Source organism: Gracilibacillus pellucidus (assembly GCF_033949965.1).
GTDB classification, from domain to species: Bacteria; Bacillota; Bacilli; order Bacillales; family Amphibacillaceae; genus Gracilibacillus; species Gracilibacillus pellucidus.
The window spans coordinates 51,908-77,559 of sequence record NZ_JAWZSR010000009.1; the positions used below are offsets into that span (position 1 = coordinate 51,908).

At 33.2% G+C, this 25,652-nt stretch carries 23 protein-coding genes; 20 read left to right on the plus strand and 3 right to left on the minus strand.

What is annotated here, in order from left to right; all coding sequences use genetic code 11:
- The first annotated feature begins 7 nt into the window (after positions 1 to 7).
- The 7 genes from SH601_RS14125 to SH601_RS14155 all read left to right on the plus strand — a co-directional run bounded on the left by SH601_RS14125 (position 8) and on the right by SH601_RS14155 (position 8,184).
- Positions 8 to 1,186, plus strand: coding sequence for a glycosyltransferase (locus tag SH601_RS14125; protein ID WP_319958988.1), 1,179 nt, complete (start codon positions 8 to 10; stop codon positions 1,184 to 1,186).
- Positions 1,187 to 1,290: 104 nt separating this feature from the next.
- A complete protein-coding gene (locus SH601_RS14130; protein WP_319958989.1) occupies positions 1,291 to 2,499 on the plus strand; it encodes an O-antigen ligase family protein in 1,209 nt (402 codons plus the stop codon).
- A gap of 38 nt (positions 2,500 to 2,537) precedes the next feature.
- Positions 2,538 to 3,641: a glycosyltransferase gene (locus tag SH601_RS14135; protein WP_319958990.1), complete on the plus strand. Its 1,104-nt coding sequence runs from the start codon at positions 2,538 to 2,540 to the stop codon at positions 3,639 to 3,641.
- A 20-nt stretch (positions 3,642 to 3,661) separates the two neighbouring features.
- Entirely contained in the window at positions 3,662 to 4,225 is a 564-nt protein-coding gene (locus SH601_RS14140) for an acyltransferase (RefSeq protein WP_319958991.1), read from the plus strand.
- Between the two features lie 106 nt (positions 4,226 to 4,331).
- On the plus strand, positions 4,332 to 5,729 hold the full coding sequence (locus tag SH601_RS14145) for a lipopolysaccharide biosynthesis protein (protein WP_319958992.1): 1,398 nt from the start codon (positions 4,332 to 4,334) through the stop codon (positions 5,727 to 5,729).
- Between the two features lie 133 nt (positions 5,730 to 5,862).
- Entirely contained in the window at positions 5,863 to 6,882 is a 1,020-nt protein-coding gene (locus SH601_RS14150) for a GDP-mannose 4,6-dehydratase (RefSeq protein ID WP_413775136.1), read from the plus strand.
- A gap of 135 nt (positions 6,883 to 7,017) precedes the next feature.
- Positions 7,018 to 8,184: a nucleotide sugar dehydrogenase gene (locus tag SH601_RS14155; protein ID WP_319958994.1), complete on the plus strand. Its 1,167-nt coding sequence runs from the start codon at positions 7,018 to 7,020 to the stop codon at positions 8,182 to 8,184.
- A gap of 161 nt (positions 8,185 to 8,345) precedes the next feature.
- On the opposite strand, the gene SH601_RS14160 is transcribed toward SH601_RS14155, so the two are convergent.
- Positions 8,346 to 8,804, minus strand: coding sequence for a competence protein ComK (locus tag SH601_RS14160; RefSeq protein WP_319958995.1), 459 nt, complete (start codon positions 8,802 to 8,804; stop codon positions 8,346 to 8,348).
- On the minus strand, positions 8,801 to 9,100 hold the full coding sequence (locus SH601_RS14165) for a helix-turn-helix domain-containing protein (protein WP_319958996.1): 300 nt from the start codon (positions 9,098 to 9,100) through the stop codon (positions 8,801 to 8,803). Before SH601_RS14165 ends, SH601_RS14160 begins: the two co-directional genes overlap by 4 nt.
- A 324-nt stretch (positions 9,101 to 9,424) precedes the next feature.
- Here SH601_RS14165 and SH601_RS14170 point away from each other — a divergent pair, with 324 nt between their 5' ends.
- The 12 genes from SH601_RS14170 (at position 9,425) to SH601_RS14225 (ending at position 24,251) form a co-directional block, all read left to right on the plus strand.
- Positions 9,425 to 9,919, plus strand: coding sequence for a sigma-70 family RNA polymerase sigma factor (locus SH601_RS14170; RefSeq protein WP_319958997.1), 495 nt, complete (start codon positions 9,425 to 9,427; stop codon positions 9,917 to 9,919).
- A gap of 77 nt (positions 9,920 to 9,996) precedes the next feature.
- Entirely contained in the window at positions 9,997 to 11,055 is a 1,059-nt protein-coding gene (locus SH601_RS14175; protein WP_319958998.1) for a replication protein, read from the plus strand.
- Positions 11,056 to 11,934: 879 nt separating this feature from the next.
- The gene (locus SH601_RS14180; RefSeq protein WP_319958999.1) at positions 11,935 to 12,963 is read left to right on the plus strand and encodes a LacI family DNA-binding transcriptional regulator; all 1,029 of its coding nucleotides are present in this window, start codon (positions 11,935 to 11,937) and stop codon (positions 12,961 to 12,963) included.
- A gap of 96 nt (positions 12,964 to 13,059) precedes the next feature.
- Complete coding sequence (locus SH601_RS14185) at positions 13,060 to 14,322, plus strand: ABC transporter substrate-binding protein (RefSeq protein WP_319959000.1); 1,263 nt, start codon at positions 13,060 to 13,062, stop codon at positions 14,320 to 14,322.
- Positions 14,323 to 14,404: 82 nt separating this feature from the next.
- The gene (locus SH601_RS14190) at positions 14,405 to 15,328 is read left to right on the plus strand and encodes a carbohydrate ABC transporter permease (protein ID WP_319959001.1); all 924 of its coding nucleotides are present in this window, start codon (positions 14,405 to 14,407) and stop codon (positions 15,326 to 15,328) included.
- 29 nt (positions 15,329 to 15,357) lie between these two features.
- The gene (locus tag SH601_RS14195; RefSeq protein ID WP_319959002.1) at positions 15,358 to 16,191 is read left to right on the plus strand and encodes a carbohydrate ABC transporter permease; all 834 of its coding nucleotides are present in this window, start codon (positions 15,358 to 15,360) and stop codon (positions 16,189 to 16,191) included.
- Positions 16,192 to 16,214: 23 nt separating this feature from the next.
- Positions 16,215 to 16,814: a YesL family protein gene (locus SH601_RS14200; protein WP_319959003.1), complete on the plus strand. Its 600-nt coding sequence runs from the start codon at positions 16,215 to 16,217 to the stop codon at positions 16,812 to 16,814.
- 32 nt (positions 16,815 to 16,846) lie between these two features.
- Positions 16,847 to 19,297, plus strand: a complete 2,451-nt coding sequence (locus SH601_RS14205; protein WP_319959004.1) for a beta-mannosidase — start codon at positions 16,847 to 16,849, stop codon at positions 19,295 to 19,297.
- 931 nt (positions 19,298 to 20,228) lie between these two features.
- Complete coding sequence (locus tag SH601_RS14210) at positions 20,229 to 20,966, plus strand: nucleotidyltransferase family protein (protein WP_319959005.1); 738 nt, start codon at positions 20,229 to 20,231, stop codon at positions 20,964 to 20,966.
- 6 nt (positions 20,967 to 20,972) lie between these two features.
- The gene (locus SH601_RS14215) at positions 20,973 to 22,139 is read left to right on the plus strand and encodes a nucleotide sugar dehydrogenase (protein WP_319959006.1); all 1,167 of its coding nucleotides are present in this window, start codon (positions 20,973 to 20,975) and stop codon (positions 22,137 to 22,139) included.
- Between the two features lie 164 nt (positions 22,140 to 22,303).
- Positions 22,304 to 23,242, plus strand: a complete 939-nt coding sequence (locus SH601_RS14220) for an LCP family glycopolymer transferase (protein WP_319959007.1) — start codon at positions 22,304 to 22,306, stop codon at positions 23,240 to 23,242.
- Positions 23,243 to 23,819: 577 nt separating this feature from the next.
- Positions 23,820 to 24,251 (plus strand): hypothetical protein, encoded by a 432-nt coding sequence (locus SH601_RS14225; protein WP_319959008.1) that lies wholly within the window; start codon positions 23,820 to 23,822, stop codon positions 24,249 to 24,251.
- Positions 24,252 to 24,654: 403 nt separating this feature from the next.
- On the opposite strand, the gene SH601_RS14230 is transcribed toward SH601_RS14225, so the two are convergent.
- A complete protein-coding gene (locus SH601_RS14230; RefSeq protein ID WP_319959009.1) occupies positions 24,655 to 24,957 on the minus strand; it encodes a hypothetical protein in 303 nt (100 codons plus the stop codon).
- A gap of 244 nt (positions 24,958 to 25,201) precedes the next feature.
- Here SH601_RS14230 and SH601_RS14235 point away from each other — a divergent pair, with 244 nt between their 5' ends.
- Positions 25,202 to 25,570, plus strand: coding sequence for a hypothetical protein (locus SH601_RS14235; RefSeq protein WP_319959010.1), 369 nt, complete (start codon positions 25,202 to 25,204; stop codon positions 25,568 to 25,570).
- Positions 25,571 to 25,652 lie beyond the last annotated feature (82 nt).

Below are 25,652 nucleotides of genomic sequence, written 5' to 3' on the forward strand. Positions count from 1 at the left end.
GAATAAAATGAAATTAGTATTTGCACATGATCATATATTTAAACAGGACCAAGAAGGTAATTATTATACAGCAGGAAGCTTTAATAATGATGTTTGGAAAAGGTATTTAAAGCATTTTGATGACATAATTGTGACAGCAAGGCTAGATCGAAATAAAGTAAGTTCAGAAAATAAGTTTAATAGATTTGATTTACCGGAAACATCTTTGGTTCCTATTCCATCGTTAAGTGGTCCAATTTCACAATTTGCTAATCGCTCACATGCAAAAAAAAAGCTTAGAAAAGTGATTGGGGAATCGGATGCACTAATAGCAAGATTACCTAGTGAGACGGGAAATCTGGCTATACAAGTGGCACAGGAACTAGGGAAGCCGTATGCAGTGGAAGTTGTTGCTTGTGTATGGGATGCGTTATGGAATTATGGAAATATAAAAGCGAAAATGTATGCTCCAGTAGCACTAGCTAAAATGAAAAAAAATGTTTTGGAAGCTCCTTACGTTTTATATGTTACCAACGAATTCTTACAAAAGAGATATCCAACACGTGGGAAATCTACTAATGTTTCGAATGTTGAAATATATGATGTGGAACAAAGTGTATTAGAGAAAAGGATAGGTAGAGTTATAAGGGATAATAACACTATAAAAATAGGAATGATAGGAAATCTTAACAATCGAATTAAAGGTTGGGATGTAGCTATTAAATCCTTTAATATTTTAAAACAGAAGGGTATAGAATTCGAGTTCCATATTTTAGGTGATGGAGATAAACAAAAGTGGATTGAATTAGCAGAAAAATATGGTATAGAGAAAAATTTGCATTTTCATGGTGTACTTCCTGGAGGGTTCCCTGTTTTCAATTGGCTAGATGAAATGGATATTTATGTTCAACCTAGTTTTCAAGAAGGTTTACCTAGGGCTGTAATAGAAGCTATGAGCAGAGGGTGTCCAGTTGTAGGTTCTACTGCTGGAGGTATACCAGAATTAATTAATAAGAGTTGTCTACATAAACCAGGGGATTATCAAACAATGTCAAGGAATATTCTCAATCTTATCTTGAATAAAGAAAAATCTAAAGATATAGCAATAGAAAATTTCAATGAATCAAAAAAATATATTAAATTATTGTTAGATGATAAACGGAGCAATTTTTGGGAAAAATTCATCAAATTAGAAGTCTATAATTAATAATTTTAATAATTATATAAAAGGTGTTTTTGATTAAAAACGCAAATAAAACTGTAATAATAAAGTAACAAAATATCATCTTATTTTAGAAAAAGTGGTGTTTTATGAGAAAGATCAAAAATTTATTTTGTATTATCTTTTTATCAGGAATATTCCTATCAGGCAGTATACAGATGATAGATGATTGGTCAGCTTATACTGACATAGTTTTGGCGCTATCATGTTTAGGATTACTATATATATATATAGTTTCAAATAAACTAAAGCTTAAAATCCCAATAATCTTAACAATTATATTTATGTTTTATTTATTAATGACAGTAATGTCTGCATTAGTAAATAGTAATTTGCAAATGTTTTTATCTTTCGGAAGATATTTATTGGTATTTATAACATTATGTGTGATTGTACCGAACTTGATGAAAGAAGAAACTTATAGGTTTACTTTGATAAGTGTTTTTGTGAGTCAAATTCCATTATTGGTGTTCTCATTCGCAGAAGAGAGTCCATTTAGTAATTTAACTAGAGTTTATATGGGAGTTTTTTATAATTCGAATTCGTTTGGCGGAGTAGTTGCTACTTTATTTGTGTCTATTCTTGCGTGGTATTTTAGTACACTTGGGAAAAAAAAATATGTTGTTCAAATATTCTTATTAATAGGTTTGTCGTTTACATTTCTGTTAACTATATTTTCAGGGAGTAGAACAAGTACACTTGCAATTATAATCATTACATTCATTTCCACGATCTTGTATGCTTATAAAAAAGGAATACTTAACAATATTTCTATTAAAGCTATGGGGAGATTTTTAGTCGGAATTATAGTTGCTTCGATATTAATTTTTGTATTTTATAGATCTGATTATTATTCAGTTTTTGATGAAAGAATAATAGAAAAATTTGTTAGAAAAGCGAATTCAGGTGATGTTTTAGATGAAAGAGGAGGTATAATATCAAAAACCATTGATGAAGCTGCAGTTTTTGGCCATGGTCCTGATTACTTTTCAGACAAATTTGGATTAGGAGCACATAATTCATTTATTAGTATACTGGGACAGTTTGGAGTTTTAGCAATTGTATTGTTCTTGATTATTTGGGTATATATCCTAATAATTAGTTTGAAACATTTTATGAAGAGTAATAATTATTTGAGTATATTCCCTCTTTTAATTATATTGTTTTTTATAATTACTTCTTTCACAGAAATTATGTTAATGAAAGTTAGTATGTTGGCAGCATTGATTTTGGGTGGAGCAATTAGATTAGAAAAAACATTCTTATCTAAGCATATTCAAGAAAAAGATAGTTTTTAAGTGTGTAAATTAAAATAAAGATAATGGATGGTATTATTATGAAAAAAAAAATCTTCTTTTTTTTATACTCTCTATCGGGGGGAGGAGCAGAAAGAACTGTTATTAATATAATGAATAACCTAGATGCCCGTAAATATGAGATTATTCTTGTGTTAGGCACACAAGAAAATAATGATTATGAAGAGTTATTATCAGAAAATATAAATGTAAAAATACTTAATTGTAAAAAGTTAAGATATTGTTTGTTTGCCTTAAGAAAACAAATTATTAAAGAAAAACCAGATTTGTTATTTAGTACTATTAATTCGAATAATATAATGCTACTAATGGCAAAAATATTATCATTTAAGCGTATACCAATAATTGTTAGGGAAGCAAATAATAGAACACAGTCTGGTAAAGTTACTGTTTTAAATAAAGTATCTACTTATATTTTTTATAATTTGGTTGCAGATAAAATAATTGCCTTATCAAAGGGAGTAAAAACTGACTTAATAGAAAATTTTAACGTAAGAAAAAATAAGATTACTGTAATTTATAATCCGGTTGAAAACAAGAAAATTTTAAAACTTAGTAAGGAAGTAGTTACTGACTTAAGCAAAGAGGAGGGGGAGCAATTAATAATTGCAGCAGGTAGACTGGTTGAGCAAAAAGATTATCCAACATTAATAAAAGCTTTTCACATAGTTTCTCAAAAAGTCAATGCACGCCTAATAATAATGGGTAAAGGAGAACTAGAGGATAAGCTATTAAATTTGTGTCGAAAACTTGAGGTGGAAGAAAAAGTAGATTTTATTGGTTTTAAAAAAAATCCTTACAAGTACATGAGAATAGCCGATGTATTTGTTCTGTCTTCAAAATGGGAAGGGTTTGGACATGTATTAGTTGAATCAATGGCTACAGGAACCCCTGTAATATCTACTAATTGTAAATCTGGCCCCTCTGAAATTATAGGTGATAATAAATATGGATTATTAGTTCCAGTAAAAGATAGTAATGTATTAGCAGATAATTTAGAAAAAATCTTGATGAATGAAAATGAAAAAAATAAATTTTCAAAATTAGGGAAGATAAGGTCTGCAGAGTTTGATGCTAAGATAATTACAGAACAGTATGACAACGTATTTTCTCAATTTCTGTAAAATGACATGGAGGGATAATTTTGAAAAGCTTATTAAATAAAATTTATTATAAAGTTGCAAAGCTTTTCTATAGTGGTGAAAAGTATGCTAGCTCTTTTAATATTGATATTGCAAGAAAAAAAGGGGTAAAGGTAGGTAAAGATTGTAGATTTTACTCAACAAATTTTTCTACAGAGCCTTATCTTGTTGAAATAGGAAATCATGTGACTATTACCGCAGGTGTTAGATTTGTAACACATGATGGAGCTGCATGGGTTTTAAGAGGATTGGACAAAAAATATGAAAAAACAAATATACTTGGGAAAATAACTATTGGTAACAACGTGTTTATAGGTTTTAATTCAATAATTTTGCCAGGTGTGGAAATAGGAGATAATACTGTAATTGCAGCGGGAAGTGTCGTAACAAAAAGTTTTACAGGAAACTCGATTATTGGAGGTGTACCGGCAAAAAAAATTAAAGATTTAGAAGAGTATATTAAAATAAATGAAAAACACTTGGTTGATACCAAGGGATTAAATTCAGAAGAAAAAAAACATTTTGTATTAAATAAAATGGATAGTAAACAGTTAAAGCAAAAGTAATTAGTATAGTTTTCAACATAATAAATCGTTGTTTTGGGAAATTAAATTCTGTTATCTATCCAAGATAATATCAAATTTCCCTATCTGATTAGGAGTTTTAAAATATATGATAAGTAAAAGTCTTATGAAAAAATCAGGTTTGTATTTTATTGGAAATTTATCTTCTAAGATAATGTCAGTACTATTAATCCCCATTTATGCATTTTACATCACCCCAAACGATTTAGGGTATTTCGATTTTTCACAAACATTAATGGGAGTCCTTTCTCCTATTATACTGTTAGCTATATGGGAAGCTATATTAAAATTTGTATTATCTGAAGATAATGAGCAAGTGAAGAGGAAAATTATCACAACTGCAATATTATTTAGTTTATTCACTTCTCTTATAATAACGCTAGGGACAATAATTTTTGATGTATTATTCGAATTTAGTATACAGTATCTGTACTTAATTTTATTTATGATAGTCCTACACTCATTAGTATTTGTATGGCAATATTATTCAAGAGCCTATGGTGAAAATAAGCTGTTTGTATTATCAGGAATCCTATCTACAATTGTTAATTTTATATTTGTAATAGTATTAGTAGTTTTATTAGATTTAGGTCTGTTTGGATTATTAGTATCGTATAATATTGGGCAACTAACAATAATCATTATTATAGAAAAAAAATTGAAGATTATTAAAAACATAAAGTTTCTTGATTTTGAGGGCACAATATTAAAGAAAATGCTTTATTTTTCATCTCCATTAGTACTGAATTTGACTTCAGCATGGTTGATTTCAGGGTTTGGAAGGTTTATTGTTACGTTAAATCTAGGAGTAGATGAAAATGGTGTATATTCATTTGCTAATAGGTTTGCATTGATTATTACAACACTTGGTACTGTTGTTACAATGGCAATTATCGAAGAGGCAATATTAGCTGTAAAGAAAAAAGGACTTGATGATAATTTTGGAAAGACGATAGATAGTTTATTTAAGATATTCCAAAGTATGATTATTCTTTTGATTCCTTTAATAGTTGTATTTTACGATATTTTCTTATCAGATTCTGAATATTATAATTCATTATTATACATACCTGGATTATTAATTTTTGCAGTGTTTAATTCTATGGCTTCTAATATTGGTTCAGTATTTCAGGCTTTAGATAAGACCAAATATTTATTTATAACAACTTTATTGGGTGCGGTCGTAACTGTTGCAGTATCGGTAATATTTATCAATACATATGGGATTTTGGCGGTTATTGTGGCTCAAATATTAGGTGCTTTAACAATGATGTTTTCAAGATATATTTTAGCGAATAATTTTAGTTCTTTAAAAGTACGTTGGAGTCCAGTAATTATCCAGTCAACTCTATTTTTATTTATTTCATTTATTTGTTTAAATAGTAACATCATTATAACTATAATTTTAGAGATTATTATTATAGCTTTAATTATATTTTTTAATAGGAAATTAGTAACTAAAGTTTTAAACAAACTAAAAAAATAATGTAGAAAGTCATTGAAGATATACACTGATGATTGATTTACCTAGATATGTTATTAGATATTAATTTTTAACCAATAAGTTTGTAATAAAGGAGTTAAAAATCTTGAATAACCGTGATATAAATACAAATAAAATGTTTTTCGTAACTGGCGCAGCTGGCTTCATTGGATATTACCTGTCTAAAAGACTACTAGATCAAGGCTGCACAGTAATCGGAATTGACAACGTAAATGATTATTATGATGTGAAGTTAAAACATACACGTTTAGAAGGATTAGATCCTTATGAGAACTTCACATTCGTGAAGGCAGATATTTCAGATAAAGCAGTAATTGACGAATTGTTTAAAGAATATCGTCCAAATGTTGTCGTTAATCTTGCTGCACAAGCAGGTGTACGATATTCAATTGAAAATCCTGATGTTTACATGCAAAGTAATGTAATAGGATTTTACAACATTTTAGAAGCTTGTCGTCATTATCCTGTTGATCATTTAATTTATGCTTCTTCAAGTTCTGTATATGGTGCTAATAAAAAGGTACCATTTGAAGAGACTGACTTTGTTGATCATCCCGTATCATTATATGCATCTACGAAGAAATCAAATGAATTAATGGCACATACATATAGCCATTTGTATAACATTCCAGCGACTGGATTACGATTCTTCACAGTGTATGGACCAATGGGGCGACCAGATATGGCTTACTTTGGTTTTACAGATAAATATTTTAATGATGAACCTATCAAAATATTTAATAATGGTGATTTCGAGAATGATCTATATCGTGATTTTACATACATTGACGATATTGTCGAGGGAATTACGAAATTAATCCCAAGAACGCCATCTGGTGATGTGCAACATGAAGTGTTTAATATTGGAAATAACAACCCAGAAAAATTAATGCACTTTATCACGTCATTAGAGAAAGCTCTTAGCAATGCACTTGGTAAAGAAGTGGAGTTTGATAAAGTATTTGAACCAATTAAACCAGGTGATGTACCAAGAACGTATGCATCAACAGAACGTCTACATCAAGCAGTAGGATTCAAGCCAGAAACACCGATCGAAGAAGGTTTACAACAGTTTGCTAATTGGTATGTGCAATACTATAACTTAGCTGAAAAGAAGGAAGAAATGACAAGATAAATTTCATAGATCTTAACGGTGGAAAGAGTATCTATTTCTAGTATAAGAGTAGGTACTAGTATTAAATGATAAATAGGAGGACCATACAAAACGTTTTGTATGGTTCAAGAATTATGTAAAGGAGAATAAAAGAAAATGAAAATAACAGTAGCCGGAACAGGATATGTTGGTTTATCTAATGCAATCCTATTAGCACAACACAATGAAGTAGTCGCATTAGATGTTGTCGAAGAAAAAGTAGACATGATTAATAATAAGAAGTCACCAATTGTTGATAATGAGATTCAAGAGTACTTAGAAACGAAAGACTTAAACTTATTAGCAACGACAGATGTGCAGAAAGCATATGAGAATGCAGATTATGTAATTATTTCTACACCAACAAACTATGATCCAGATCGTAATTACTTTGATACAAGCACAGTAGAGAATGTTATCGAAACAGTATTGCAAATTAATCCGGATGCCGTAATGGTAATTAAATCAACGATTCCAGTCGGCTATACGTTAGAAGTACGTGAGAAATATAATACGAATAACATTATCTTCTCTCCTGAATTTTTACGTGAAGGGCAAGCATTGTATGATAACTTATATCCTTCACGAATCGTGGTAGGAGAACAATCTGAACGTGCAGAAGTATTTGCAAACCTATTAGCACAAGGTGCGATCAAGGAAGATATTGAAACGTTATTTACCGATTCAACGGAAGCAGAAGCGATTAAATTATTTGCCAATACCTATTTAGCAATGCGGGTATCCTTCTTTAATGAATTAGATACATATGCGGAGATAAAAGGTTTAAATACGAAGCAAATTGTCGAAGGTATTGGGCTTGATCCACGTATCGGTAGTCACTACAATAACCCGTCATTTGGTTATGGTGGATACTGCTTACCAAAAGATACGAAGCAATTACTTGCTAATTATCAAGATGTTCCAAACAATATCATTAAAGCAATTGTAGATGCGAATGATACACGTAAAGAACATGTGGCTGATAGTATTCTTGCGAGAAATCCAAAAGTTGTTGGTATCTACCGTCTAACAATGAAGACTAACTCTGATAACTTCCGACAATCTGCTATCCAAGATGTTATGAAGCATATTACAGATAAAGGGGTAGAAGTAGTAATCTATGAACCAGTTCTTCAAGAAGAAACGTTTGATGGTTTACGTGTAGTGAACGATTTTGCTGCATTCAAGCAAGTTTCTGACGTGATTGTCGCTAATCGATTGACGGAAGATTTAAAAGATGTAAGTAGTAAAGTTTATACGAGAGATTTGTTTAGTAGAGATTAATTAGTTGAATATCTATTAAGTAACGTTTAGTTATCTGATTGATTCTAATAGAAAAGCATTGCGTATGTACTATTTATGAAAAGTGGTGCATATGCTTTGTTTTTGCTTGGGACAAAAATGTGATATAGTGAGCAAAATTTTTATTAGACTTATCTATATCTTTACAACTGCTCAAACACCCCCCTACAAACCCCAGCCCGCTCATACTGCGCACGCATCGTATAAACAGATACATTCAAAACTAATCTCCTCCCATTAATAAACTGCACAGTTGCCATACCTGAAGCATCATTTCCTTCTACTTGAATATCGTTAACTCCATGAAATAACAACCAAATACAATTCTTATTTCGAGGTGATTCGGTTGGGAACGCATATAGGTCTCTTTTAGGGAAAATAGCAATGGGGACTTTTTGATGATAGTGTAAATGATAGTTAATAGATTGTTTGCGTCCTTCATAGGAAGCGCCATAATGTAGACAGTTTTCTCTGATGATTTGAGAAGGAGAGGACGTATGGTAAACGTCCTGCTCCATCTCGATAATTTTTGTTCGATTTGGTGCATTATCTGTCGGTAGAATCGCTAGTGTATTCTCTGTTATTCGATAGTTTTGCATCATCTTCTTTTATTTTCCTTCCGCTTCATTACTTCTATTAGGCGTTCTTCAAAAGGCTCCGCTGCAAATAAAAGAAATGGTTCTTGAACAGATGAATACGGTATATCTAATATGTGTATGAGTGGAACGAATCGCGTTGATTTAGTATCCAATTCACCTTTTTCCAATAGATAAATAGCATTTGTACTCACTTCTAAGATTTCTGCAACTTCATCTTGTGTTAATCCTTTTAAAATTCGCTGATTTTTAACGAGTTGTCCGAACGTATATAGAAAATCACTTTTTTCCTTTTCATTCATAAAATTTTAGCCTCTATTTCATTCTCCTAGAATGAAATAGAAGTTTTAACATAATATATTGTGGTTTTAGGGATTATTTTACATTTATAAAGGTGGGAGTATGTTCTCAAGAGAATAATAGAAAGAAATAGTATCTATACTAAACTTCTTCACAGTGTAATGATTCCTACATAATTCCTAAACAAAAATTGATTTTCCCTTAATAGAAAGCCGTTTTTCACACAATAGAACGACATACGGTAATATGACACCTTTTTCGCTTCTCGTTATCATGATATTACCGCGGAATACTAGATAAGCGCTTATCACCGGAGTTTGATGAGTGTGGAGGAGGTCGAAGAAGTATTAGTAACATATGAGCAGATGATTCATCATCTTATTCATAAGTACCGGATTAGAGATAATCAGGGGGAGTTTTATCAGGAAGGGTTAATTGCTATCTGGGAAGCTTATCAAAAGCACGATCCGACGAAATCAAGATTATCTACGTATATTTACTCTTGTATTACAAGGAAATTTCTTAACAAGATAAAGAAAGACAATCACGATCAAGAAAAGCTAAACAAATGGCTTGAGCATGCCGAAAGAAGTGATTTACTAACAGAAGATGAGTATGCGATAGATGAACAAATGCTCTTGGATATTAAAGAGGTAGTAACAGAAAAACAATGGACATGGTTTGTTGCTTATATTTTGCAAGACCAATCAGTTAAAGCCATTGCTGAAGTTTACGGTGTAACAGAAAATGCGGTGAAAAACTGGGGAAAGAACGCACGGAAGAAGATACAGAAGCAATTGAGAGAGAAAGGATACAGGTAAAGTGATTTCTACGCAGCCATGATCAATCACTACATGTTCATGGCTGTTTTTTTAACTATTAAGAAGAGGTGATACAAATGGCAAATCCTCAATTGGAGAATGGATACACAAGAATTGCAAATGAATTATGGAATGAAATATTACGACGCAATTTTACGAAAAGACAAATCAATCTTATTTTATTTATTTGGCGCTTGTCTTATGGTACCGGACAGAAAGCATGTAAAATCGCTAAGTTCACTTCCTTTGAACAAGTAGGCATGTATAAGCAAGATGTCAAAAAAGAGCTCGTCTTCCTACGAGAATGTGCTGTATTAGAATGGGAGGAAGAATCGATGGTATTTAGTATTAATAAGCATTATCAAAACTGGCAAGTTACCCCTAATAAAAAATGGGATAATGAAGCATTTAATCAGTTAATTTATGAAAATATAAAGCGGAAAAAAGCTACAAATACAAAAGAAGAATCAAATCAACAGGGACAAGCACGAACTGTTATAAATCTTAAAGTACGTAAAATACTGACTTCTTCCAAGCAATCGGTAAGTAAAACACGAACGCTTAAGTTAGTAAAATACGTACCACAACAAGGCGGTAAGTCAGTCACCATCAAGCGTGCAGCTTCTTTAAAGAAAGTAGTAAAGAAATTAGTTCTTAAAGATATAAAGATAGTTAGTAGTTATAGTAGGGACCATCGTTTTGGAGAGCTTATTCAATTTTATCGTGCTAATTTACAAAGAGCTGTGACAGAATCTCCTTTTAATTATGAATTGCTGACACAATGGTATAGTGAGGTTGGCTATGATTTATTATATGCCGCGATGAAAGTATCAGCCAAAGCAGAAGCGAAAGGCGTAAGATTCTTAGAAGGAGTGTTATCCAATTGGAAAGAAGCAGGTGTGCAAACATTAGATGACGCGACACAGTATGAAAAACAAGTAAAAGCAAACAAGAAATCTAGCTACTCAAAGAAAAAGCAAAAAAATAATAAAGCCGATATTGTTCCAGAGTGGTATCAGAAACAACAAACAGAGAATAAGCAAGAGGTAAAACAGGAATCAGAAGCAGACAGGAAAAGAAAAGCAGAAGAGGTCGACCGGATGTTGGAGGAGTATTTGAAAGAGCGGCAATGTTAAAAAAAGAGAATCGTAGGCAAGAAAAGGAGTGAAATTATTTCTTTGCGTTCACCCAAAAGCTGAAACAAGTCAAAGATGTCCGATATGAAAGCTATATCACCTAGTCCCCTGACGTTTTACTGATCCTGAAAAATGCTTGTGATATTAAGGCGATGCGTACCATGACGCATCCATTCAATAAAGAAGAAGCCATTCATAATATAAACTCCGCATCACTGGAGACAGTTTATATGCTTGTGAGTCGGTATTTAATCGTTGTGAGGATGATCAATGGAACTATATTCTGCGCTTTAAAGAAAAACGAATAAAAAGTATTACGGAAAAGTTTCAAACACTACAAACGATGGAAAGTAACGCCATGGAAAGCATACAAGATAAAGAAGAAAAAAAGAAAGGAAAATCTGTTGGGGCAATGATCAAGCCGAAGTGAGGAGTAAGGAGAAGAGTAAGAGTATCTATTTTGAAAAAAAGTATTCTCATCACTTGCGGGTAAACGAATGTCTTGAAGTATCACTACTTATCTGGAAATAATATCCAATTTATGAAGATAAAAATCAAGTTTTGCTTCAGCTTCAAGTCTTGTATCAAATTGCGAAGTTCCTGTTCTATTTCGCCTTTTTTCTTCGATATCGTATCATTCCCTCTTTAAGAAGAAATAAGTTTTGGTTTTTGTCGCCTTTTTAATAACATTCATAACCCCTCCTTTATAGGTAATTACGACATTAATAGTCAAATCTCTTTAATATAAGTTAAAATAAATCTCATAGAAATGTCTCAATCATAATTGCAAAAGGTATTGAAAAAGGGCAATATATAAAGGAGGCATAATCAAAATATAATAACTATTAAAATAACAAAAATAACAAAGGGGCAATAGATATGTCGAACAAAATAACATTACAAATGATAGCGGACGCTGCTGGATATTCCAAGTATGTCGTTTCTAAAACGTTAAATGACCAGCCGGGTGTTAAAGAAAGCACACGTGAAAGAATTTTATTTGTGGCTAAACAGCTAGGATATTTTAAAAATAATGAACAGCAGATAGATGTTAAAGGACGAGAAAAAGAAGGTTTTGTATTGGTGGTTATGCCAAATATTCGACAGCAAAATTTCGAATCATTTTATTGGAGTAACGTATTTAACGGGATTGTGGATTATCTCGACGAACTAAAAATAGGTTTCATTGTTATTTCACATCAAGATAATTTAATAGAACATGTTAAGGCAGAGTCACTGTTAGGGATTATCACAGCAGGGTTTGTTTCTACTCAGATGTTGTTGAAGTTAAGTCAGAATAGTGTGCCGATTGTCATGGTTGATCATGAGGATCCGATTATAAAAGCTGACAAGATTTTTATGGATAATCTGGAGGGTTCCCGCCAATTAACAGAGCATCTTATAGGTTTAGGTCATGAAAAGATTTGTTTTGTAGGGGATATTAATTTCTCTCCAAGCTTTAAAGATAGGTGGCAAGGATTTAGAAACGCAATGGAACACAATCAATTGAAAGTTAGCGAAAGTTCGTTATTTGATATGGATTATGCGACATCAACGCCGGTCAAACAACAATTCTCTGCTCAGTTGCAAAAATGGAAAGAAGAAAACACTGCACATACTGCTTTAGTTTGTGCAAATGATCAAATTGCCAATGGCGTCATAGAAGTGTTGATAGAACAACAGTACAATATTCCTGAAGATATATCTGTCACTGGTTTTGACAACATTAATTACAATTTGAAGCTTAAGCCTGACCTAACTACAGTGCACGTATTAAAAGAGACGATTGGAAGACGTGCGGTTAGCATGTTGTTATGGCGTTTGGAACACGATCAATACCCGAATGAAAAGATACAAATAGCTTGCGAAATGATTATTAGAGGATCTGTTGCCCCTCCGAAGAAATAAAAAGAAATATAATAAAGCGTTTACATATAATAAAAGGTGTGCTACTATACAAATCAAATAACAAACTAAATAACAAAAATAACAGGAGGTTTTTCTATGAAGAAGTATTTATTGTTATTGTTTTTTGGTGTAGTAGTGTCCTTGTTTTTGGCAGCGTGTAATGAGGAAAGTTCAAGCGATCGAAATGAAAGCGGAAACAATGAATTGACACTATGGGCGTGGCCGGGATTCGGTTTAGATGAATTAGCTCAGGAATATGAAGAAGATACAGGTGTGAAGATTAACATCCAAGAAGCAGATTATGGGGACGTACACCAGAATTTAATTACTGCACTTGCATCTGGTTCCGGTGCTCCTGATATCTCAGCGGTAGACCAAGGCTATCTGGATAGAATGAAGGAAAATCAAAATCAATTTCATAATTTACTTGATTTAGGCGGAGAAGAACTAGAGGGTGTTTACCTTGAGTCGAAATGGGAACAGGCAACGAATGCAGATCAAGATTTTCTTATCGGTGTTCCGACAGATGTAGGACCTATGGTTATGGCTTATCGAGAAGATATTTTTGAAGAGGCAGGTTTACCAACCGATCCAGAAGAGGTAGCCGAAGAAATAGATGATTGGGAAAAGTATGTTGAAGCAGGACGACAAGTAAAAGAAGAAACTGGCAAATTTATGATCAATAGAACATCAGATTTATATTTAGCTATTTTAGAACAATCCGCAGAACAGTATTTTACCCCAGATGAAGAATTTATTGGCGATGAAAGCAGTCAAAATTTAAGAGCGTGGGAAATTGCTGCAAATGCCGGAGATATATCGATGAATCTGGAAAGAGATTCAGCTGAATGGGGAACGGCTTTAGCTGATGACCAAATCGCTACGGTTTTATTACCACCATGGATGTTGCAAAATATCAAAAATGCAGCACCAGATACAGCGGGTAATTGGAATATTACGTTTATGCCAGAAGGATCGGGTAACTTTGGTGGGTCATTTTTAACCATACCTAAACAAAGTGATCAGCCTCAAGCAGCCTATGACTTTGCCTCTTGGGTAATGGCGCCAGAACAGCAATTACGTATTTTCAAAAACAGTGGACCTTTTCCCTCTACACCGGAAGTATATGATGATCCAGCAATTCAAGAATTAGAAGATGACTTCGTAAATAATAATAATTTGGGTGCGATTTATGCAGAAGCAGCAGAAGAAATTGTTGCAGGATATAAAGGGACTATGCATGATCCTGTCAACGAATTATTTCAAGATGGGTTAACTTCTATTGAAGACGGTGACACGACACCTGAACAAGCGTGGGAAAGTGTGATAGAGGAAGTAAACCGTCAATTAGACCGATAATTAAAATACAAGTAGAGGGAGGAAGAGGCTATACTATAAAGCCTCTTTATCCTTATTAATTTTTAATGAAGGAGGTATAAAATTGGAGGCAGTTCGAAAAAATAACAAATTATCAAAAGGGAATAGTAGGTACAGTCAAAAAGCAAGTGAGTTAAAATCTGGATATTTATTCATCTCTCCCTTTTTCCTGTTATTTGGTGTTTTTGGCGTCTTCCCATTAATCTTTACATTTTATTTATCTTTTCAAAGATGGGATATATTAGGTGAAACAGAATTTGTGGGCTGGAGTAACTATGCTTCTATCATTCTTAATGATCCACTTTTCTGGAAATCGGTAGGTAATACGTTTAGCATATGGGCGCTCTCAACAATTCCTCAGTTAATGGCAGCGCTTTTAATTGCTTTTTTTCTTAATCAGGCATTTTTGAAGTATAAGTCCTTTTTCAGATTAGCGATTTTTATGCCAAATGTGACATCAGTAGTAGCTGTTGCTTTGGTTTTCTCGGCAATATTTGGTACCCAGTACGGGCTTGCTAATTTCGTACTGTCTACACTTGGTATAGACCCGATTAGTTGGAGTGGTTCCTATTTCGGGACACACGTAGCTATTGCTGTCATGGTGATGTGGAGGTGGGTGGGATATAACGCCATTATATATTTAGCCGGTCTGCAAAGTATTCCGAAAGATTTATATGAAGCTGCAAGAATTGATGGTGCCAGCAAAATGCAACAGCTCGTGTATATTACGGTTCCTTTGTTACGTCCTATCATCATTTTTACTGTGGTTCAATCAACGATAGGTGGAATGCAGTTATTTGCTGAGCCTTTATTGTTTGGAGAAGGTTCGCGATCTCAAGGTTTAACAATGACATTATATTTATATCAAGAAGCATTTAACCGGTTTTCATTCGGATATGCATCAGCCATTGCGTGGATGTTATTCTTAATAATTATTGTTTTTTCATTATTCAATCTATATTTAACAAGAAAAATTAGTTCATCTTAACGAAGGCTTTCACACAAGGAGGTTTAAAAATGAATGAGGTTGGCGAAAGTAAATTATCGAAAATCGCACTATATCTTTTTATGTTTGTAAGTGCAATGCTTTCTGTGTTTCCTTTTTATTGGATGTTTGTAGTTGGATCTAATACAACGTCAGCAATTAATAAATTTCCACCGGCTATTTTACCAGGAACTAATTTCTTTTCTAATGCTGTAGCAGTTTTTGAACGAATAGATTTTTTTAGGGCATTATTTAATTCTATACTGATTTCTGCTGTGGTGACCGCTTCTGTTTTATTTTTCTGTTCTTTAGCAGGTTTTGCTTTTTCAAAATTGAATTTTAAAGGAAGAGATGGTTTTTTTATCTTTGTGATTGCGACCATGATGATTCCGCCACAATTAAGTTTGATTCCGAATTTCATGATTATGTCTAACTTAGGTTGGGTGGATGACTTAAAAGCTGTTATCGTACCTGCTGCAGTAAATGCTTTTGGCGTTTTCTGGATGAGGCAATATATTTCCTCCACCGTCCCCTACGAATTGATTGAAGCCGCCAGAATAGATGGATGCAGTAATTTTAGAATATTTTTAAATATTGTCATACCAGCAGTTCGGCCAGGATTAGCTACGTTGGGTATTTTTACTTTTATGATGACATGGAACGATTTTCTTTGGCCATTAGTGGTCTTAAAAGACAGTAGTGTTCACCCGTTACAAATTGCTTTAAGAACTTTAAATGATGTCTATAATACAGATTATTCTTTAATTTTGACAGGAACTTTTTTGGCTACATTACCGATATTGATAGTCTTTTTACTATTTAGCAGGCAATTTATATCCGGCTTAACAGAAGGTGCAGTTAAATAAATCAACAAATAGAAGGTGGAATAATGAATAGAACGTATGTGTTTGCAGATTGGATTTTGGAAATGTTGATTTTGCATATGTACTGGATGCTATACACGCTTAAAGGTGGAGTCATATTCGGGATTTTTCCCTCAACCGCTGCTACTTATGCGGTGATACGTAATTGGATGCTCCATGGCAGAGTGAAAGGGACTGCATCATTATTTAAGAAGTACTATCGAGAAAACTTTAAGGCGTCCAATCTTTTAGGGTGGATGCTAATGATAACTACGTTAACCCTTGCTTTAAATCTTTACATTATCCCTTTTTTAAATGATACAGTTCGTTTGATCATGTATTCGGTATTGATTTTTATATTCGTGATTGTTGTCATACAGTGGTTATATGTATTCCCTATGTTAGTTCATTATTCATTATCGATTGCTAATTATTTTGTTGCTAATATGAGAATAGGATTAACTTCTTTTTCAGCAATTATTATGCAATGTATGATCATTGCTATCTATGGATTATTGCTTTATATTGCTCCAGCTTTACTTATCATTTTTGGGATAATCCCAATTGCATTTGTTCAGATTGCAATATCCAGTAACGTATTTGATAGATTACAAGCCCGGTTCTAATATTTACTTAACGAAAAAATGTGAGGTGCTGCATGAAAAAAATAAATTTTAATAACGAATGGTTTGTAAGAGGTGTTAATAACTCGACTAAGTATAGTGTTACACTACCAGAGTCAGTCATGAATATTTTGCTGGAAAACAATGAAATATCAGATCCTTATTATCGTGATAATGAAGATCAAGCATTGGAAATAGCTAAGAATGACTATAAATTTTGGAAAAAATTCAATGTAGACCAATCTCTGATAGAACATGAAAATATTAGTATATGTTTTCATGGTATTGATACGGTGGCTGAAGTTTCAATTAATGATCAATTTGTTGCAAAGACGGAAAATATGCACAGAGTATATGAATGGGATATTAAGCCTTATCTCGAGTTAGGCGAGAATGAATTACAAGTCACTCTTTATTCTCCTTTAAACTACATAAAGGAAAAACAAGCAGATGATCCACTGATAGGTGTTCACCATGCTGTGGAAGGTTTTCAACATCTAAGAAAATCTCATAGTATGTTCGGATGGGATTGGGGTCCGAAAATACCTGATTTAGGAATATGGCGAGATGTTGAATTACTTGCTTGGAACGAAAATCGTATAAGTAGAGTTCATGTGAAGCAAGATCATTCAGATACACAGGATCAGGTAAATGTTTCGGTTGAAGTCGATTTAGAGAAGGAACCAGATGGAATAGAAACGGCGGTCTTACTTACCTCTCCTAAAGGAAAAAAGAGGGAAATAATCTGTATGCAAACAGATAAAAGGAAATCTTTTTCATTAATAGTAGATAACCCTACTTTATGGTGGCCTGCCGGTTATGGGGAACAATCACTTTATTCTATAGAAGTTATTCTCAAAAAGGATGGTAAAGTAATAGATAAACAGACAAAGCAAATCGGGCTTAGAACCATTTACGTAAGGCATGAAAAAGATCAATGGGGAAAATCATTTGAATTTGTTATTAACGGGTATCCCTTATTTATGAAAGGTGCGAATTACATTCCGGAAGATAACTTACTTCCTAGGTTGTCTAAGCAAAGAACGGAACGTCTAATAGAAGATTCTGTGGCAGCTAATTTTAACATGATTCGTGTTTGGGGCGGGGGACATTACCCTGAAGATTATTTTTATGAATTATGTGATCAACATGGCATTATTGTTTGGCAGGATTTTATGTTTGCCTGCAGTGTCTATCCGATGAATGATGACTTTAAAAAGAATGTTATACAAGAAGCAAGTACCCAAATTAAACGGTTACGCCATCATGCTTGTTTAGGTATATGGTGTGGTAATAATGAAGTAGAAGAAGCGATGGAGTATTGGGGGTGGCCGAAACGAGAAGATTGGCGTGAAAGTTATATCGAATTATTTGAAAGAGACTTGCGTGATCAAGTTGCCATTCACGACCCGCAAACATTCTACTGGCCATCCTCTCCATCATCTGGCGGAAGTTTCGACAATCCTAAAGATCCGAATGTAGGCGATGTTCATTATTGGGATGTGTGGCATGGACAAAAACCATTTACAGACTATCGCAACTACCATTTTCGATTTTGTTCTGAATTTGGATTTCAATCCTTTCCATCTTTAAAAACGGTAGAAACATTCACTGTTCCTGAAGATCGTAATATATTCTCACGAATAATGGAAAAACATCAAAAAAATGATGATGCTAATGGGAAAATACTATATTACCTATCCGAAAATTTTTTGTATCCGAAAAATTTTGATACATTACTTTATACTTCTCAATTGTTACAAGCAGAAGCGATTAAATACGGTGTAGAACACTGGCGACGTAACTTAGGAAGATGTATGGGGGCACTTTACTGGCAATTGAATGATTGTTGGCCAGTTGCATCATGGTCAAGTATAGATTATTTTGGTCGATGGAAGGCATTGCATTATTACGCGAAGAAATTTTATGACCCAATCCTTTTATCAATTGAAGAAAGTGAAAAAGAAGCTTCTATCTATATAACCAATGATACGTTAAAGAGTAAATCCGGTCATGTCGAATGGAAATTACGGAACAACAAGTCAGAAGTAATAGAAGAAGGTGCTATGAACTTTAAAGTAGATCCTTTAACAGCTAAAGCATGTGCCAATCTGAATTTTTCTGAAACTATTAATGAAATGACCAAGTATCATACTTACTTAGAAGCTACTCTGTATATAGATGGATCATACTATAGTCAAACTTCCGTTATATTTTGTAAGCCAAAGCATTTTGTATTTCTAGATCCTAAACTAAGCGTTAAAGTAGAAGATAAAGCTGATCATTTTGAGTTAATTATAAACGCTGAAGCCTACACAAAATATGTGGAAATTGAAACAACGGCAGGTGAGCTCCCGTTATCCGATAATTATTTTGATTTATCGGCAAATGAGCCCAAACATATCAAGATTTCAAAGGAAAGAGTAAATGAATCATTGAATGAAAATATGATCAAATTGAAAAGTGTTTATCATATCAATCATTAAAATTTTATAAGCAGCAACGTTCCTGAGATAAGTACAGATATCTCAAGCAAGCGATTAAGGAAACTCGCCAAGAGCCATATAAATCAGCAAGAGTGATCCTTTCAACAAAAAGGAAAGCAGGAATCCTCAGGGCTTCCTGCTTTTTACCTGCAACATGAGAGTTGTATCATTGGAATTATTGGAGGTCTACATCCTTGAAGGGAGTGTATGTCGCCCCAAGAGTCATTGTCTTAAAAGAGGTAAGCAGCAAAAATATGCTGCTCCCCACTAATATATAGGAAAAAACCTTATGTTTTACCATGATCTTATCGCTTTATTCCTCTAAGAAGTTTTCAATAAAGAAGTCCAATTGGCTCTCTATGTTATTGGAGGATTTAAAAAAAGGTATCCGAATTCGCATTTTGCTCAGCTGTTAATAGTAATATGCACGATACCAACCCAGTATCGCTTATATCCGCCCCCATCCTTCTCGCCTCGAACGCTACAACCTGACCTTAAAAACGTCACCCATTTAACACATATTGCTCAAGGCAAATGTTTGCTTTGAACTAGCAATAATTTTATAAAAAAAACATAGCATCTATCAAAAATATCCAACCCACCTCTTTAAAAACAAAAAAACCCTTTTATTCCGGTTTTTCAACGAACTAACAAGCATAAACTATAAAGGGGGTAGCAATTGGCTAAATAGACTTTCAAGGTTTCTTTTTTGGAGGGGCTACCTTTATCATTTATTAGAACATTTGAATAGAGCAGGAGCGTTTATTTGATAGTAAGAGGTAAGAATGTACATGTCTTTCCTCATGATAATAGAGAGCAAATGTTAAGTGATTTTGAAAGTTCATTGGTTATTTATCCGAGAAAAAGGATATATTATTTGCTATAATTTAGTAAGTTCAATCAAAGAAGTTCTAATCCTGGAGGGATAAAGATGAAATGTATCATCCTAGCTGCAGGCTATGCGACAAGATTATATCCCTTAACGAAAAATAAAGCGAAACCTTTATTGGAAGTAGCAGGGAAGCCAATTTTGAATCATATTATCGACAAGGTCGAAAAGGTTGATTCAATTGACGAAGTTTATATTGTTACCAATGAGAAATTTACACCAAGTTTTCAAGGCTGGGTTCAAAGCTATCAAGGCAATAAACAAATAATCGTCGTAAATGATCATACGACAACAAATACCAATCGATTAGGTGCCATTGCGGATATGCAGTATGTATTGGAAGAGCATGGGATTAACGAAGACCTTTTAGTCCTAGCTGGTGATAACCTTTTTGATTTTGAATTAACAGATTTTGTTCATTTCTATCAAGAAGTAAAGGCAGATTGTGTCACAACCCATATGATACATGATGAGGAAGAAATGAAACAAACTGGCATTGCTGAAGTAAATGAGGCAGGAATTATCGTATCATTTGAAGAAAAGCCAAGTAAGCCAAAATCAAATATAGCTGTACCTCCTTTTTATATTTATCAGGCGGAGACAGTATCATTGATTAAGCAGTATGTAAAAGAAGGGAATAATCCAGATGCACCTGGTAATTTTATTCCATGGCTTATCGAAAGAAAGCCTGTTTATGCATACGCATTTGAGGGTTTATGCTATGATATTGGCACAATCGAAAGTTATAATAAAATACAAGAACTATATAGAGGTGAGTAAACGAAAATGAAAATTGCAGTAGCAGGAACAGGTTATGTCGGTTTATCTAATGCTATCTTATTAGCACAGCATAATGAAGTAGTGGCATTAGATGTTGTCGAAGAAAAAGTAGAGATGATTAACAACAAGAAGTCCCCAATTGTAGATAAGGAAATTCAAGATTATTTAGAAACGAAAGACTTAAACTTAGAAGCAACAACAGATGTACAAAAAGCATATGAAAATGCAACATATGTCATTATTTCTACACCAACAAATTATGATCCGAAAGATAATTATTTTGATACAAGTACAGTAGAAAATGTTATTGAAACAGTGCTAAGTGTTAATCCAGACGCAGTAATGGTGATTAAATCGACGATTCCAGTTGGGTATACATTAGAAGTGCGTGAGAAATATAATACAAACAATATTATTTTCTCACCGGAATTTTTGCGTGAAGGGCAAGCATTGTATGATAACTTATATCCTTCACGAATCGTAGTAGGAGAACAATCTGAGCGCGCAGAAGTGTTTGCTGATTTATTAGCTCAAGGTGCTATCAAGGAAGATATTGATACACTTTTCGTTGATTCAACAGAGGCAGAAGCAATTAAATTATTCGCTAATACGTACCTAGCAATGCGTGTAGCCTTTTTCAATGAATTGGATACGTATGCAGAGATCAAAGGTTTGGATGCGAAACAGATTATTGAAGGTGTCGGACTTGATCCACGTATTGGCAGTCACTACAATAATCCTTCCTTCGGTTATGGTGGTTATTGCTTACCAAAAGATACGAAGCAATTACTTGCTAACTATCAGGGTGTACCGAACGATATTATTAAAGCGATTGTGGATGCGAATAGTACACGCAAGGATCATGTTGCAGATAGTATCCTAGCTAAAAATCCAAAGGTTGTCGGCATTTATCGTTTAACAATGAAAACAAATTCTGATAACTTCAGACAATCTGCTATTCAAGGTATTATGAAGCGTTTAAGTGATAAAGGTGTAGAAATTGTTGTGTATGAACCAGTGCTTCAAGAAGAAGAATTTGAAGGTTTACGCGTTATCAAAGATTTTGCTGAGTTCAAGCAAGCATCTGATGTGATCGTAGCTAATCGCTTAACAGATGCTTTGAAAGAGGTAAAGGATAAAGTATATACGAGAGATTTGTTTAGTAGAGATTAATTGTGGATTCCCTCTTGCCAGTTTATTATGAGTTGGCAAGAGGGGGTTTTTTATAATAAGATAGAATCTTCAAATGAAATTTGGATATTTTTAGTTGCAAAATTACAAAATATGATATAATGCTACATATGAATTAAATTAACTAGGAAAGAAGCGATAAAAAAATGTCATCGGAAATGAGACGATCGAAAAAAAAGAAGCCATTATGGCTTAAAATTCTTCTTGGTGTACTAATCGCCATCTTCGTCGTGCTAATTGGAATTGCTATTTATGCTTATACGGTCTATGACAGCGCGAAGAAAACAGTTAATGATCAAATGCACAATGATGTTGAAACAATTGATCGAGATCTTACGAAACAAAAGGTTAGTGATCAAGAAACACTAAATATTTTATTAATTGGTAATGATCAGCGCCCTGGTGAGCGTGGACGATCAGACTCTCTATTAGTAATGACACTTAATCCGAAAAAGGAGCAAATGCAAATTTTAAGTATTCCTCGTGATACACGTACTACTATTGTTGGTAGAGGAACAGAGGATAAGATTAATCATGCATATGCCTTTGGTGGGCCAGATATGTCGATTGCTACAGTAGAAAATCTATTAGATATTGATATTGACTATTATGTGGAAATCAATATGGAGGGTATGGTCCAATTAATTGATGAAGTTGGTGGAATTACTGTTCAAAATGATTTAGACTTTACGCAGAATGGTATGAATTATGCCAAAGGGGAATTAAATCTTAACGGAAAAGAGACACTAGGATATGTAAGAATGAGAAAGGACGATCCTCGTGGAGATTTCGGTAGAACGGATAGACAAAGACAAGTAATAGAAGCAACCATTGATAAAGGGGCAAATATTGCTTCTGTAACGAAGCTTCATAACTTCATTGATATTTTAGGCGAAAATATGCAAACAAATATGGATTTTGAGGATATGCAAAATTTAATTGCTAACTATGCAAATGTTCGTAAGAATACCAATGAATATATGCTTCAAGGAAGTGGTAAAAGAATCAATAATACTTATTACTATATTGTGCCGAAAGAAGAATTAGCGAAAGTTCATAATATGATTGTGGATGAAGCGAACTAACCATAATTTTTATAAAAAGTAACCTTGTTTATTTAAAGTAAATAAGGTTATTTTTGTTCGCTTGAGAAATTGATGAACTTCTATTCAAAAAGTCAAAGAGAATAGTATTTGAAGAGGTACTAATAAAATTATTGCGGGTTAAATGTAGTTGAGATATAGAAATTATTTGAAGTAAAATCGATTTACCAACTTCTCTAAAAATGAAATTTTTCGCATTAGACTAACAACATTGAGATAAAGAATATAAAAGATGTTACTAATGATATAGCATACTTGAAAGGCTTAAAGAAAAACATATGCTAGAATACACCAAAAGATTCGAAGCTAATTCATAAAAGATGGAGAGCTATGCCAAACAATATGGATTCAAGAGACAAGAAAAGTAACTTATCTCATACATGTACAACTATATTATATAAATGGACTATAGAGAATCTATGAAATAAAAGAGGGGGTTAAATTACAAAAAATATAGACTTTATTTACATTAGAATCTATATATCTATTGTAATTAATTACATATTTTTGGTATAATAATCTAGTAATTGAAAATTAAGAGAAGGAAGGTAAATTGTTTATGAAAAGAAATTTTAAGGTAGTTATTAGTTTTTTACTTTTGGTACCGCTTTTTTTCAGTTTTAATTCTCTTGAAACAAGCGCTGCTACTTGGTCAAATTGGCAAACTGTATCTGGTAGTTGTAAAGTGAGAGTTTCAACAGATTATAGTACCTATACCTCCAGAGCAAATTCAATAGACGTTCAAGCTCAATCATCAAACTGTTCACGTATGGACTATTATGTAGATGTATGGGGGATAGATTCTACAGGATATGATTTTATGATAGATTCTATCAGTCAACAAACTGGATACTTCTCATATTTAACGCCAGTAAAAAAATTATCACTCTCAAAATTAAATTATTCTACAAAAGCTAAAGTAAGAGTATTGGTACGTGGACCAAAGGGAAATGTAGATGTTTGGTCAAAGAATATAATGATTTATAGGTAAGTAAATATTTGTTCACAACTCTAACTATTTCTAAAAAATTATAAAGAGTTAATAGTTTATTGTTATAAATTTAGTCATGACAAAATAGTATGATGGTTAATGAGTTTTAGAAAATCCATTAACTATTATACTATTTTAATTTATTGGTAGTTAGAAGATTGGTAAATGGATTTTTGGCTTGTTTTACTATGTTTCTTACTTTCGATGTTTCTAATCCAATCACAATGACAAACTTATTACCATGTTTTTTGATCCATTGAGCAAGTTCTATTGACAATGGATTTTTGTCTGGGCAGGAAATAGAAAAAATATATTATCTATATTAATTTGTATTCTATTAGTTAATAAACTCTTCAGCTGCTTCTACTGATTCATATAATCCCTTGAATGGTTTTAGAAGAAATCAGTCCGCCTGCACGACCACAAATCTCCATAAGTCACAGTAATGGTAATGAGAATAATCACGATCCGAAGCGAACTGTACAACGCTTCTTCTTGCGTTAGCAGCACCTTGTTTCGGAATGATCTTTACATTAAAATCAGCATCTTCTAAAAGATTGACTATTTCTTTTGTCGTTTGGTCACTGATACACACCAATTTATCTATGTAAGCCACACTAATCTTATGTATGACCTCTCGTAAATCTTCTATAATTTTCTCCTTTGGATCGTGAATGACTGAAAGTAAACATACCGCTTTTGACATCATGCATCCCCTCCTTCTATTTAGTTATTTTTAAATTAATTAAATATTTTGTTAATTTAAAAAAACACTCCTTATCCTTCTTGTGGTATATTCTATATATCAAATAATCTTCCAACGGTATCCTTCAAGCATTTGATAGTGGACATTCCAAAGCTGTCGCAAGGATCGGTTAGTAACCTGGTTCTCAACAAGTCCATCGGAAATTGACAAGCTACAGACGGAATTAATTCAATATGATTATGTTGTGATTGGTAGGACGTCGGAAGCTTTCGCAACGCATCCTGTCTCATGGCAGGAAACAGAATCTATTACGAATAAAGTATTCTCCATCGAGATAGGATTTGATTGTGATGTAACAGCTGGTTCTTGTGGGTTAAGTAAGGCGGCTATTGAGTTAATTGCGCAACAGTCACAAGCAAAAATGACGGATGCAGAATGGCCCTTAATTATCAGAAATGCATTGGGAAAAGAACGAATTGGAACAGTAAATGTCAATGGCTTATGTCTGCAGCAGATTAATCAATCAACTGAAGAAGAGAAGGTAGCGGCTTGGGAAGCAAGAGTTAGGCTATCTCACTATATTATTCAGTCGATTGTGGGGTTAGCGCAATAATAATAATGTTGAAATATAAAGAATATAATTACTAGCATGCTGAATGTGAATATATCAGCATGCTATTTTTTGCACATATGTT